Source organism: Bdellovibrio sp. HCB-110 (assembly GCF_047323225.1).
In the GTDB taxonomy this organism is placed as follows: Bacteria; Bdellovibrionota; Bdellovibrionia; order Bdellovibrionales; family Bdellovibrionaceae; genus Bdellovibrio.
Genome location: NZ_CP178750.1, coordinates 121,063 through 134,315 on the forward strand (window position 1 = coordinate 121,063; position 13,253 = coordinate 134,315).

15 protein-coding genes are annotated in these 13,253 nt (G+C 42.4%); 12 read left to right on the forward strand and 3 right to left on the reverse strand.

The genetic code is table 11. The features are described from left to right. Positions 1-17: 17 nt before the first annotated feature. Positions 18-473, forward strand: a complete 456-nt coding sequence (locus ACL934_RS00590) for a hypothetical protein (protein WP_413612914.1) — start codon at positions 18-20, stop codon at positions 471-473. Then, positions 430-1,908 (forward strand): phage terminase large subunit, encoded by a 1,479-nt coding sequence (gene terL, locus ACL934_RS00595; protein ID WP_413612915.1) that lies wholly within the window; start codon positions 430-432, stop codon positions 1,906-1,908. The genes ACL934_RS00590 and terL overlap by 44 nt, the downstream gene beginning before the upstream one ends. Here terL and ACL934_RS00600 read toward each other — a convergent pair whose 3' ends face one another. From ACL934_RS00600 to ACL934_RS00610, 3 genes are read right to left on the reverse strand one after another with little or no spacing between them, the layout of a single operon-like run. Further along, on the reverse strand, positions 1,909-2,883 hold the full coding sequence (locus tag ACL934_RS00600; RefSeq protein ID WP_413612916.1) for a hypothetical protein: 975 nt from the start codon (positions 2,881-2,883) through the stop codon (positions 1,909-1,911). A gap of 8 nt (positions 2,884-2,891) precedes the next feature. Then, the gene (locus tag ACL934_RS00605; RefSeq protein WP_413612917.1) at positions 2,892-3,248 is read right to left on the reverse strand and encodes a helix-turn-helix transcriptional regulator; all 357 of its coding nucleotides are present in this window, start codon (positions 3,246-3,248) and stop codon (positions 2,892-2,894) included. Then, positions 3,245-3,964: a recombinase family protein gene (locus tag ACL934_RS00610; RefSeq protein ID WP_413612918.1), complete on the reverse strand. Its 720-nt coding sequence runs from the start codon at positions 3,962-3,964 to the stop codon at positions 3,245-3,247. The genes ACL934_RS00605 and ACL934_RS00610 overlap by 4 nt, the downstream gene beginning before the upstream one ends. 96 nt (positions 3,965-4,060) lie before the next feature. Between ACL934_RS00610 and ACL934_RS00615 the strand changes: the two genes are divergently transcribed. The 10 genes from ACL934_RS00615 to ACL934_RS00660 all read left to right on the forward strand — a co-directional run bounded on the left by ACL934_RS00615 (position 4,061) and on the right by ACL934_RS00660 (position 13,237). After that, the gene (locus ACL934_RS00615; RefSeq protein ID WP_413612919.1) at positions 4,061-4,282 is read left to right on the forward strand and encodes a hypothetical protein; all 222 of its coding nucleotides are present in this window, start codon (positions 4,061-4,063) and stop codon (positions 4,280-4,282) included. Positions 4,283-4,299: 17 nt separating this feature from the next. Next, positions 4,300-5,025 (forward strand): hypothetical protein, encoded by a 726-nt coding sequence (locus ACL934_RS00620; protein WP_413612920.1) that lies wholly within the window; start codon positions 4,300-4,302, stop codon positions 5,023-5,025. A 151-nt stretch (positions 5,026-5,176) separates the two neighbouring features. After that, positions 5,177-5,392: a hypothetical protein gene (locus tag ACL934_RS00625; RefSeq protein WP_413612921.1), complete on the forward strand. Its 216-nt coding sequence runs from the start codon at positions 5,177-5,179 to the stop codon at positions 5,390-5,392. 1 nt (position 5,393) lies between these two features. Beyond that, positions 5,394-7,997 (forward strand): toprim domain-containing protein, encoded by a 2,604-nt coding sequence (locus ACL934_RS00630; protein ID WP_413612922.1) that lies wholly within the window; start codon positions 5,394-5,396, stop codon positions 7,995-7,997. Between the two features lie 178 nt (positions 7,998-8,175). Then, on the forward strand, positions 8,176-8,322 hold the full coding sequence (locus tag ACL934_RS00635) for a hypothetical protein (protein WP_413612923.1): 147 nt from the start codon (positions 8,176-8,178) through the stop codon (positions 8,320-8,322). Between the two features lie 172 nt (positions 8,323-8,494). Continuing rightward, positions 8,495-8,668, forward strand: coding sequence for a helix-turn-helix domain-containing protein (locus ACL934_RS00640; protein WP_413613505.1), 174 nt, complete (start codon positions 8,495-8,497; stop codon positions 8,666-8,668). Continuing rightward, positions 8,658-9,749: a tyrosine-type recombinase/integrase gene (locus tag ACL934_RS00645; RefSeq protein WP_413612924.1), complete on the forward strand. Its 1,092-nt coding sequence runs from the start codon at positions 8,658-8,660 to the stop codon at positions 9,747-9,749. Before ACL934_RS00640 ends, ACL934_RS00645 begins: the two co-directional genes overlap by 11 nt. Before the next feature lie 250 nt (positions 9,750-9,999). Continuing rightward, positions 10,000-10,851, forward strand: a complete 852-nt coding sequence (locus ACL934_RS00650) for a hypothetical protein (RefSeq protein WP_413612925.1) — start codon at positions 10,000-10,002, stop codon at positions 10,849-10,851. Between the two features lie 27 nt (positions 10,852-10,878). After that, a complete protein-coding gene (locus tag ACL934_RS00655) occupies positions 10,879-11,742 on the forward strand; it encodes a hypothetical protein (protein ID WP_413612926.1) in 864 nt (287 codons plus the stop codon). A 7-nt stretch (positions 11,743-11,749) separates the two neighbouring features. Further along, complete coding sequence (locus tag ACL934_RS00660; RefSeq protein ID WP_413612927.1) at positions 11,750-13,237, forward strand: hypothetical protein; 1,488 nt, start codon at positions 11,750-11,752, stop codon at positions 13,235-13,237. The last annotated feature ends 16 nt before the right edge of the window (positions 13,238-13,253 follow it).

Consider the following 13,253-nt stretch of genomic DNA (forward strand, 5'->3'; position numbering starts at 1 on the left):
TTAAAAAGGGGGAGTAAATGGCAAGACACCCGAAAGCGTCAACGCCGACACTGAGCAACGAGCTTATTGAAACGATTGCTCAGGCGATTCGTGTCGGGTCCTATGTTGAAACTGCCGTTGCCCTTGCGGGAGTATCCAAAGACTCCTTTTATCGTTGGCTCAGACAGGCCGAAAGCGATGACGCCAACGAGATGACAGTTAAATTATCGGACGCAGTAAAAAAGGCTTTAGCTGAATCTGAAAAGCGCGATCTTGATGTTATTGATAAAGCGGCTCAAGAGGGTGAGTGGACGGCGGCGGCTTGGAGACTAGAAAGAAAGTTCCCGAACAAATGGGGACGACAATCAAAAGTTCAACTTGAACACACTGGAATGGATGGCGGGCCAATCGAAATTCAGTCGATGACTGATGAAGAAATGGAGACGCGCATTGAAAAACTCTTACAGAAACGAACAGTCCTTATCGAAGATTGAAAAGATCGAGCTTTTACGACTTCTCGAAGCTGAGAGTTACGACCTTGCCGAAAAGAGCCTTTCACGCTTCGTAATGGACGCTTGGGACGTTCTTGAACCCAAGAACGCCTTTCTCTATAACTGGCATATCGGACTCATTACAGAACACTTGGAGGCCGTCAGTCGTGGCGAGGAAAAGCGGCTCATTATTAACATTCCTCCCCGTTACATGAAAAGCCTCTGCGTTAGCGTGATGTGGCCTGTATGGTCTTGGATTGCTCGACCTGAAAACCGTTGGATTTTTGCCTCTTATTCGCAGTCACTTGCAACGAAACACTCCGTTGACCGTCGCCAACTGATTCAGTCACCCTATTTTCAAAAGCAATGGGGTAAACTGTTTTCATTAACCGACGACCAAAACCTCAAGACCGAGTTTATGAACACTCGTCGCGGTCACATGATTGCGACTTCTGTCGGCGGGACGGCGACGGGTAAAGGGGGTGACATTATTGTCGTTGATGACCCTCACAATCCGCTAGAAGCTAATTCTGACGTTCTAAGACAGAAGGCTATCGACTTCTTTGACCAAACTCTCACAACTCGTCTCGACAATAAAAAAAACGGAGCGATTGTCGTCGTTATGCAGCGTCTTCACGAGGACGACTTAACTGGGCATTTGCTTGAGCAAGGCGACTGGACTCATCTTTGTGTTCCGGCTTTGGCAGAATCTCGAACAATTTATAACTTCCCGATTTCCGGCAAAACGAAGACTTGCAACGAAGGGGAAATCCTCTTTCCAAAACGCGAAGACTTGGCCGAGATTGAACGACAAAAACGAGCATTAGGAAGTATTGCCTTTGCAGCTCAATATCAACAGAAACCAACTCCGAGCGAAGGGGCCATCATTCAAAAAACATGGTTCAAATACTATTCAGAGTTGCCCGCTAAATTCGATGAAATACTGCAATCCTGGGACATGAGCTTTAAGGACTCGGAAAATTCTGACTATGTGGTCGGTCAAGTCTGGGGACGTGTCGGCGCGAATAAATACCTACTCACTCAAGTCAGAAAGAAAATGGCGTTTCCCGATACGATTCGCGCTTTCAGAACGATGACGGCTCAGTGGCCTCGCGCCTATCGAAAGCTTGTCGAAGATAAAGCGAATGGTTCGGCGATCATCTCGACATTGAAAGACAGCATTGCGGGCATCATCGCTGTCAATCCGACCGAATCAAAACTTGCTCGCCTATCGGCAGTTTGCCCTCAAATAGAGGCTGGCAATGTGTATCTGCCAGATCCAAAACAAAACCCTTGGGTGAATGACTTTATCGACGAGGCTTTGCGTTTTCCTCGCGGCAAAAATGACGACCAAGTTGATGCAATGACAATGGCCCTGAATGACTTTCAGAGCCGACATAAAGCGATGTCGTTCCTAGATAAGATAACAAAGTTTTAACTACTGTTCGCACTGAGTTTTGACGTTCGGTGCCTTCTTCGTCATTGCTTTGTATTGGGCACTATATGACTCAAACTCTTTCTTTGCACTGTAGGCTCGGTCGCCCCATTGTTTTAGGGCGATCTTATTAACATAACCGCTAATTTTACCCTTCTCGTTCTCTTCTTTGATAAGATCGAGATAGTTCTGCATCTGAGCGTGACTGTTGCAAACCTCATCAAGAACACCTTGAGATGAGGCCGCATATTCCCTGTTTTCTGCTTCGGCCTTCATATTCTCTCCGACCTTCATCAATACGTTTTTTGCTTTACATGATTCGCCCTGAAATTTTTCACAATCGGCTTTGATTCTTTGTGCCGCAAACTTAGAAACTTCAATAATACGTTTCCCTTTTTCTTCAGTTTCGTTGTCACGAAGGGCAACACGCTCAAAGTCTTCGAGATAGCTCGGTGACATCGCATTAGAAAATGATGAGTTAAAATCTCTTTGTTTTTGATACATACCAGAAGCAAAATCATCGGGAGAGGTTTTTTCAGAGATCATTTTGAAAGCCTCGTCACAAGCATTTCTCCCCGCAAGATTGATTAAGATGGCGGCAGGGCGTTCGGGAGCTATTTTGTTCTGACGAGTTGTAGGGCCAGAGCCGAGTTGTTCGCCGACCTGTTTGAGTCTATCCACAAAGGTGCTTTCCTGTGGTTTTACTGTGTAAGGCCCAAAGGCATCGGGCTTTTTCTCAAGGACGGTCTTCACAACGTCGGTCTGGCATTGTCCATTGACTGCGTTATAGATCAGCCAAAAGCGATCAAGTTCTGTGATTTCGGATTTTTCCGACAAAACTTGCTGAACTTTACTTGCGTCACCTGAGCGCGCCGCAGTCTCAACCTCGTCGCCTTCGTGATTTGAAAGCTGAGATGCTGGGGGAGTTGTTGCACAACCACATAACATTAGAATTGCAGGGAAAATGTATTTTTTCACAAGGGACCTCATTTCTTTACTCGTCGAAAGCGAACCTCAAAAAGACCGCCGATCCAATCGTCACCGAGTAACGAATTAAGTTCTGTGTGCTTCTGTGAGTTTTCGTCTTCGCCATTGCCAAACATTAAATTATCAAGGGAGACGCCGAGGACATCGGCGACCTTTTTAACTTGCTTTACATCTCTAGGATTGCTGCCACTGAGCCAGCCAGAAAGAGACTGCTTCGGCACCTTGGCCTTACGAGCCAACTGTGCCGCCGTCATGTCATTCAAATCGAGGTAAAATCTAAGTTGCTTCTTCAGTGTCATCGTCAGCACAATCGGGCGATTGCTTTGACCTTTTAACGGTGTGTCCGGATTATTCATTGGAAATCCTCATCATCGGACTGATTGACCTCAATGCCGGACTTACCTGCCTGAAAAGCAGGTCTTTGGCCCGCACACAAAACGGTCGTATTTGGAGCAGTCTGTATTTGAACCGCAGAGGCGTTTTCTGTAGGGGATTTGTGAGCGCCCTTGATGGCGCGTGAAATAGTCCCCATCGGCGCACCTGTGACTTTTTGAATTTGACGATAGGTCATGCCCTCTTTGTGAAGTTTCAAAATTGCGGCGTCATCGTGAACACGAGGACGACCAAAATTTTTGCCCCTTGATCTAGCGTGTTCAAGTCCCATCATTGTGCGCTCACGAAGCAATGACCGCTCGAACTCCCCGAGACTTCCAAGAATTTGGACAAAGAACCGTCCTGATGGGGTTGAGTAATCAACATTGTCTTTCAGGGCGACAAACTTGACTCCGATCTTTTCAAACTCTTCGAGAGTCGAAACAAGATGCTTGAGACTTCTGAAAAGCCTGTCCATTTTAACGACGACAATAACATCAACCTGTTTACTTCGCACAAGAGCCATAAGGCGCTTTAACCCTGGGCGGTTGTCGGTTGACCCACTGTAACCGTGATCTACAATTTCCTCGCTTATAGCCCATCCTCGGTCCTCACAGGCACGTTTCAGTTCATCAATTTGGACTTGGGGATTTTGATTGTGGTGACTCGTCGAAACACGAGCATAAATTAGTGCTTTCATGCCTTGGATTATAACGCATAGCAGTATTATTGTCAAGCATTGATAATAGTTAGCAATATAGTTGATAATCAATAAAATAAAGATAGGATCGAATCTATGGGAAGACGACCAGTTCAAAACAAAAAATCACCTTCAGAATACCCACAGATCGCTTTTCGCTTATCCAAGGCTGATAAAGACCGCATTTCAGATGAAATCGAAGCGGTTCAGACTCTACTTAATAAGCGTCGAAAAGAAGGCGACCCATTCGTCAATAAGAACGACGTATTTATGTGGGCCATTGACGAGGGTCTGAAAACTCTCAGAAAAATGAGATGAGTTAAAACAGGGGCGGGATGGGCGTTGTTATTCATTTTCTCGAAAGAGAACCGTTGAATATATTGGAGAATGTACCTGAAAGAGTGATTCAAAAGATAATGGCTTTTGAACCTTCAAAGGTGTCTCTTTCAAATGAACTTTTTGAGTTTATTAAACAGACTACAACGACCGCAGAAATGTCGTCGGCATGGAACGAGTTAAAAGACCTTTCCCCCGAACATAGTGCATTTATTTTTACATTTACTCTCGGTCTTTATAGAAAAAGACGAAGCGGCTTTCCCGCGAAGAATCCGACTTTTGATAAGAAGTTTAGCCTCAAAGATCACAAGGAAAGAATTAAGACAACCGCCGAGAAACTCGCTCATTTGCTTTCGAGTGACTTCCCGATCATGTTTGACTTTCATAATCAAAAACCTCACTTGCAAGGCATAGAGACCATGCTTCGCTTATTAGCTCTTGAAATTGAAGATTTTGAACGACCGGACAAGTCTGACCTGGCAATGGTTCCAGAGGCCATCAAGGCATCAACCAAGTTCCAAGGGCCAGAGGCTGAACAACGAATCTTTTATCTGTCGCTCACGCATTTCCTTTATACGAGCTTCGGAAACGCTTTCCCCGAGTTTGTATTTCAAATCTCAAAATGTCTTTTCCCAGAAGGTAATTCGACCTTTTCACCGAAGACTCTACAGGTAAACACCGAAGAGATAATAAAAGAAATTGACGCAAAGAATCGGAAAAACTGATCTCGGTGCGCGGTAGGATTTTCCGATTTTTTAGGGACAATCCTTCTTTCGACCCCTGCCCTTTTTGACCTTAAGGTCGAGCCTTAAACACGGGCTGGGACTTGAGGGAAAATTCTTTTAATTGTCTCAGCCTCCAAGCAAGGAGGCAGCAATGCACATTACACAACATGAAGACGAGACCCAAAAGCAGATCACAGAAACATTCTGCTTTTATCGAGGGCTTATCATTGATCTTTTTGAGCAAGAGGTTGGCACTGATAAAAACTGGCCGTTCATTCGCTCAAGACTTCTTAAAATTCTAAGTCCCGACCGTGGCCTTGAAGCAAAGATCATCGCGATTGTTCAACGAAACAGCAAGAGGGTTTAACATGGCCTCTTTCAGCGTCGTCGAATTTTTATCGGAGAATCACGGTATTGAAGCAAGAGCGGGCAAGAAAGGAAGTTGCCCGTTCTGTGGAGGCCCTCATTTTTCGATCACAAAAGATGATGCTTTGGGAAAGTGCTTTTCGCCGTCGTGTGGTCGCTATATCAATCAAGCGAACTCATGCCCCACACAGAAACAAAGTCTTTTTAAGATTCACGAATCTATACAACAAGACTTTCACGAGTGTTTGATAAAACAAGAGGGTAAAAAGAACGGGACGGCTTGGAGCTATCTTGTCGATAAACGGAAAATTCATCCGAGCGTCATCAAAGCGTCCTTATTGGGAGCTATCCCTCGCAATTATAACCTTGATGAAAAGTTTGATCCAGTCATCTCAGAAATTGAATCTGAGCTGAATAAGATCACAGGCACCGACAAACACTCTGAATCAAAGAAAAAGGCTCTGAGCCATCAAGTCGAACTTCTCAAAGAAGCCAAAGAAAAGTTCAAACGTGTTTTAATTGGCAAGCGTTCACTCCCTCGTCAAGGGGCGCTCACGTTCGCATACTGCGATGAGCTTCATCGTATTGTGGCAATAAAGTTCCGCGAGCCTTTTACGAAAGACATCACGCTTTATAAACCAACTCAAGTCATGGGTCTTTTCGGTCATCAACTTTTTGAGCCGTATGAAGATGAAAAACACAAACAATTAAATGAAAAGCTTATTGTCGTTGAGGGGGAATTTAATCAACTTCAGCTTCAATCGTGCCTAGTAAGAGCCTCAGATATTTTGGGCCAACGATTCACATACGCCTTTATTGCGGCGGTCGGCGGCGTTAATAGTGCCGACATTGATACTCTCAAGAAAATCTGTCGAACTCCTTACATTGTTTACGACAATGACCTCAATCGCGCAGGGGAAATGCTTGTTGAAAAAGCTCAAGAAAAAATGAGTCTCTACGCCTTTACAACTCCTGATCCTGACAGCGACCTAGACAGTTTCATTGTAAAGTCCGGCGATGATGTTGCGACTATCGAAAAAATAAGATCACTTATTCAAAAGTCCGTCTTTTGTCCTCGCAAGATCGAACGAGTTGCAGATGAGATCTTTTCATCCCGTCAAAAACAAGGGCAATCCGACAAACGAAAGGACTTTGAAGTCAATGCGACGGCCTACAACATCCTAATCGCAGATTTGCAAGACCGAGGTGAGCTTTTATATGACGGTCAAGCCGCCTACTTCTTTTCAAAGACTGACAAGTCTCTCGTTAAAATAGATGCTGAGAGCAAGGAATATCAAAATTTATTATCTGATTACAAAATTAACGCCTCTGAAATCATTTATAAATATATCTATTCAGAACTTGAGACGACCGCCGCGAAAACGGCGCGACGAGTTAGCGTTTATCCATTTGCACATTACGACCATAAGACAAATCGCATTTATCTCTCGAATTTCTCGAATCAAGTTTATCGTATTTCACAGAATCAAATTGAACTTCTTGAAAATGGTGTTGATGGGGTTCTTTTTTTGCCCAATAAAAAATATGACAAGTTTGTTTTTGTCGAGCCGTCTTGGCAAGGTTCTTTGTGGGATGAAAAGGTTCTGTGTCAGATCAGATTTTCCAATAAGGGCCTACACCCAAGCGAAGCAAAGGCGCTTTTGCTGATATGGATTTTAACTCTGTTTTTCCCTGAGCTATTTCCTACGAAAGTCATACTCGCATTTATCGGCGTCAAAGGTTCTGGGAAAACCAGTGCCGCCCGCCGTGTACTTCAAATTATTCAGGGGTTAAAAAATGATGTAACGATGATCCCAAAAGAGGCCAGCGACTTTGATGCTATCGTGACGAATAATTCTCTTATCGTTCTGGACAATGCAGATACAAAGAATCCTTGGCTTGATGACCGTCTTGCTATCACAGCGACCGGAGGCACCGCAAAGAAAAGAAAACTCTATACTACGAACGAATATATTGAAGCCACTATCCGATGCAATTTGATGATTACTGCTCGTGATCCGCATTTTCGCCGCGATGACGTGGCCGACCGAGTATTGCCATTGAAGGTTGAACGTCAAAATAAATTCAAAAGTGAAAATAAAATCGTGCGTGAGATTGAGGCCGCCCGAGACCAACTTATGTCGGAGCTTATTATATTCGCACAAGAGGCTCTTGGTGCTCTTAATCAGGCCAAGGATGACGATGACATCGGATCATTCAGAATGGCCGATTTTAGCAGCTTTGCGAGTAAGCTAGGGCGCTATGCCGGAATAGAAAATAAAGTCGAAGAAATTTTCAAAAAGATTTCTGCCGAACAATCGCAATTTGCTCTTGAGGACAATCCCCTCTTTATCTTGCTTTATAAATGGGTTCAAAAGAATCCAGACCACAAAGTTACAAACGTCAGACTGTGCGAGGAACTTTCTGACTTTGCAAAAGCGATGGGGCAAAGATTTGAATTTTCGGACCGAGGAGCGGCCTTTGCTCAACGAATGTCGCATTTACGGCCTAATTTGAAAGAGTTTTTCGATATTACGGAGAGCAGCGGAGGGAAACGAATCGTCTATTATCACTTTAAGATCAAAAAAGAGATGAGCGATATATGACTTTTCACCCAGGCTTTCACTTCGAGTAATCAAATGGTTTCAATAAGATATGTGTAAGGTGAAAAGGGTGAAATCAAATTGAGATAAAGTTCTATAAAATTTAATCAGGATTCAAAAAATGTTCATTGAGTAAGGACAAGTGAAAAGGACTTTTCACTCAACGACGAAAGGGAGGTCTATGCGTTTAGTTGAACTCTTGAAAAAACTGGCTCGGGAAAGCGATGCGCCGACAACACCGACTCAGCAAAAACTAGAGGACTGGCAAGAGTCGAAGCCAGAGCAAAACTCTAATGAGGAGACCGATTCAGACGAGTCGGACGATTAGCTCACAAAAGCCTTTGAGACTTTTTGAGCGTGTATTTTGTAAATGATTGAAGCGATCAGCTTCAGGGTTGGGTTTGTTGAATTGGAAAGGGAATGAAAGATGAGTTATAAGGATGAAGTTTCATCGAGAGGAAAATGGTCTTGATGTAGGTTCTTTGACAACTGAAGAGTGGATGACAACAGAAGAGGCGGCGGCATATCTCAAGATACCGAAAGCCTCACTTTTGAACTTATCGAGTAATGGCAAGGTGCCTTATTATAAGTTCCAAAGACGAAACCGATATTTGAAATCGGACCTGTTGAAACTCCTGGCGGTGACACGCCGAGGAGGTTTCAATGGGAATTAAATTCGACGAAGCTACACAAACTTGGTCTGCGTATTTTAGTAAACGGCATCCTATTACGAAGGTGCCGAAATCATACTCGAAAACAGGATTGAAAACGAAAGTGGAGGCACAGCGCGCAGAGCGGGACCTTATTGTGAAAATGAATGACTACTTTCAGGATAAGGTCATCCCAACATGGGCGAAGCTGCTTAATGAGTATTATGAAGTAAAGAGCATTTCAGACTGGAATCAAAAGACGCTGCAAGATGCTCAGTTAATGCTTAATGCTCACACAGAAAAATGGAAGTCACGGCGGGTTGATTCGATCACTTCGATTGAAGTTAAGCGCCTCATTGATGAGCGAATGAAAGACCGAACGGAAAGCTCGAAACAGACCCTTTTGAAATTCATCAGAGGGGCTTTTCAGTATGCGGTTGAGCAGAAGCATATTCCAAGCAATCCCGCCCCAAACATTCGGTATAAGATCGGCGAAAAGTTAAAGAAGGTTTTGACCGAAGCTCAAGCACGTCTCCTTTTGGAAAAAGCTAAGGAGTATAGCTCTCCTTGGTATTATCATTGGGCGTTAGCTCTTTATACGGGTATGAGAAACGGCGAATTGTTCGCTTTGACCTGGGACAAGGTGAACTTGGACAATCGCGTGATTTTGGTCGATGCGGCCTGGAATAAACAGGACGGATTCAAAGATACAAAGTCAGGCAATGACCGCATAGTCGAAATTGCACCGAGTCTTTTAGTCGTCTTGAAAGAACTGAAATTGAAGAACTTTGACTCTCATTTCGTTTTGCCAAGATCACGAGACTGGGAAAAGGGTGAACAGGCCAGACACCTAAGAATGTTTCTTCAGGCCCTTGGCTTGCCGCAAGTGCGTTTTCATGACCTACGGGCGTCATGGGCGACAATGATGCTGAGTCATGGAGTCGAGCCTATTAAGGTTATGGCGATGGGGGGTTGGCAGTCTTTGAGCCGTCTTCAAATCTATGTTCGCAAGTCAGGGGTTCACATCAAGGGCATTACAGACAGCTTTGATCTTCATAACCCTTGTCAAAAAGATGCGGAAGTTGTAGTTTTGAAATCACTGTAGCGGCTTGTAGCGTGAGCATAATGACAAGCCAATGAAATCAATGGCTTAGGCGCTTACTCACCTCCTGAGCCAACTTTATTAGTTGTGAATATAAGCCCCAAGCTAACCCTTGGGGTTTTTTATTTTGATTAATATCGGTATTACATGAGTAATACATAAATATTACCGATATAATACATCTTAGTAATTCAATAAAATCAGTATTTTACAAAATGGATTAGTATGTTAATATTAGTTTATTATGGGCTCAATGTCTGATTTTATTAATTATTTAATTGATGTTATTCCAAATTCAACGAAAGTTGAAGGCCGTATCAAGGTGGGTAACAGAGAAGCGCCCTTTCCAGAAAAGGCAGGACCGCTTGTTCTCTCAAAAGATGTCATTGTGTTTACTGTTCAGGATGGGCCTGGAGTAACAAATCGTAACATAAACTCATTTCTATCTAATGTTCCTTTTCCTGCAGTTTATCTTGTTTATAGATCTGATGATAAAGTGAAGGTTGTTTCTAAGGGAATAAACGACGAGCGGTCTAAAGATCAGATCACGTTCGATTATTTGATACATATTCTATCAGATAAAGCGAAGCCCAGTGAATCTTCAGAAAAAATTAACGTGCGTGAGAGGGATCGTGCTCGGATTATCAATATGTTTGAGAACTTCAGCAGTGACCCTGACTATTCTGACGTTGAAAGAGTTGCTAAGGCAATTGACCGGGTTATCAAGTTTGCCCCCTCGAACGATCAAATCGATCCGCAGGTTTGGCGAGATGTTGGAGTGTCTTCAATTAGGTTACTTCGTAAGCGTGAAGGCCTAGAAGAATTAGACATGCTGATGCAAATTATAGCGAGGACAATAGTTTATTTTGGTGAGAAAGAGCGATTGTATGCTCTTGAGGAGATTTCTAAAACCGCTATAAATGGACGTTTGCCAATATCAGTGTCGGAAAACATGTGTCGCCTTGCTCATGTAATTGCAAATCGAGTGGACCCTAAGAAGGCTTCGATCGTGATGCAGCAAGTCCTATCTAGTGCAGAAAATAAAAATCGTTTGCCACCTACTATGGTAGATCTTGTAAACAGACTTGGGATTAAAATAGAATAATAGAATAGCTGATAGCCTGGAGGGGGCGTGCACATTATTAGTTTACATTCACAAAAAGGTGGAACTGGAAAAACCAGTATCGCACTAAGTTTGGTTTTCGAAGCTCTCAATAGAGGTAAGGTACCATTATTTATAGATGCGGATCTTTCTGGAACGAGTGTAAGAGATATTTTGCATTTTGATGCTCCCATTGGAGCCCATCAATCAATTGAAGATTTTTTTTTGGAAGTAGGTAGTTCGCGCAACCCTATTGATTATCTAACTTATGTTTCCGTACTAGATCAGTTAAATAGTCAACAAAGAAGATTTCCGATTTTATTGGGTCGTTCCCATAGTTCGTCAAAAATGATGCCTCTAGTGTATAAAGAAAATCATACCCATTATCTTAGAAGCAGACTTGAGGCGCTCATTAACTCAGCCAGAAAGCATCATCAAATTGACACAATTATTATTGATAACAGTCCTGGTTCATGGGGTTTATCACAAGCCACTAAAGGAATTATTGATGAGGGCAAATTAAAATCCAATACGGATGTTACCTTTAAAGGCCAGTCAGTATTAGTTTCCTCAACTGATCTAAACGATATTGTTAGTTGTATAAACCTCCTTGCTCAGGCTAGTAATGATAAATATACATATGTCGTCAATCGATCTCCCTACTCTGCGGATATTGCTCAAAATGGAAATCTTATTGCGCAAAGGTTGGACGCCAAAGGGCAGGCAATGAGTCAGCCGGACTACTTAAGTTATGCCCAAGAGTTGAGAGCGAAAAATCCTATTAAATGGGTATCTCAAGAGGACGCTCATTTGCAGAATATTTACAAACAGCACGTACAAGGTTTCCGGCCAATATCAAATATTAAACAGCTATTCGATCTAGTAGTGACATGAGGTTTTCTTGAAGCATTTTGATGACAAGTGGTTTTATGATCATCTGAAAAATCAAACTATTCTCACTAGAGCAAATCAAGTGTTCTCGTCCATTCATGGGCCGAATAAGCGACCAGAAATCGCAATTGAGGTTTTGCAAAAAAATCTTGATCCATTGCATGTCGAAAAATGTGTTGAGAATCTAAATAACTTGGATGGCGCTGTACCTCATGAGTTTGCACAAGTAATTAGAGCATGTGCAGTTACTTATGCGAACTTTTGTGACGAAATTTTTGCGGGTCTTGATGATTTCTACTATCAGAGTATTAGGTTGGAGTGGTTGCTCCATTCCGAATCAAGCTACTCCCCAAAGGGAAGATATAGGGATCATATTACACATCAGATGAAAGTTACGTTGCTTGGTCTTGAATTTTTAGACGGAAACTTAACTGAATCACCTCTATTAGAGGATACAATAAAGGCTTTAAAAGAAAGTAAAGCGTTAGATAAGTTTTTAAGATTTTACGAGATAGAAGAAAATTTGATTGATCGAGAGGTTGTAACCGCAGCCTGGCTGTTGGCGGGATTATTCCATGACATCGGCTATTGTTTTTTAATGCATGTTAAAACTTCCAGAAATCTTTCAAAGGTTTCTCCATTATTCAATAAAAATCCGCAGCATTTGATATGGGATGAAGTCAAGGATTTGATTCAAGATAGTAGTTTAATAACATCATTCTTCAAAGAATTTGGTCTCACATTAACGTCATCTTCATCTTTAGAAGAAGTTAAAAGTGTAATTTACAGCTCTGCATTTGAAGGAAAGAATCACAGTGTAATTGGTGGATTATATCTTCTTTACATGCTTTCTACATTAGAATCGAGAGCCAGTAAGGTTTTTAAGAGCGAACTAGTTTTTTCAAAAAAAATTAAGCTGGTGTTTGAGTTAGCTGCATTGGCCGTTCTCACGCATGATATTGATAGTCCGTCAAAACAGATGGCATTCCAAGGCCCTGATGAAAAAAAGGCATTTCTATTTAAGGATAGTTTTAAGATTTCTTTTTCTGAATACCCTTTGAGTTTCCTACTTGGAGTCTGCGATCAGCTTCAAGAATGGGGACGCATTCGCGTAAAACGTGAGGTGGCGGATTCTCCAAACCTTATTTATGAAAGGCAAATAATTGATTGTAACTCTGTTGAAATTCGAATTATCAACAAAAGAATGGAAGTTTACTTAAATTTGGATGCTTCAGTTGATAAGAAATTTATGCCGTCGTTTCCTCTGCTTGGAAAAGGAGAGTCGATAAATGGAATAACGTTAAAAGAATCGGACGTGACGAAAATTCTTTCGACATATAGAGAGGGACGATTTGGAATTTTGAACTTGGTTTATGGTCCATGTCCCAGTTGGCAAAAGTACTCCATATTTGTAAGGGCTGGAGGAGCCATTTTTACTTTTGCTGATTTTTTTGCAGATCAACAAACCAGAACGGCTATCCAAAGTAACTTTTACTGATTTGCATTTCAAACTA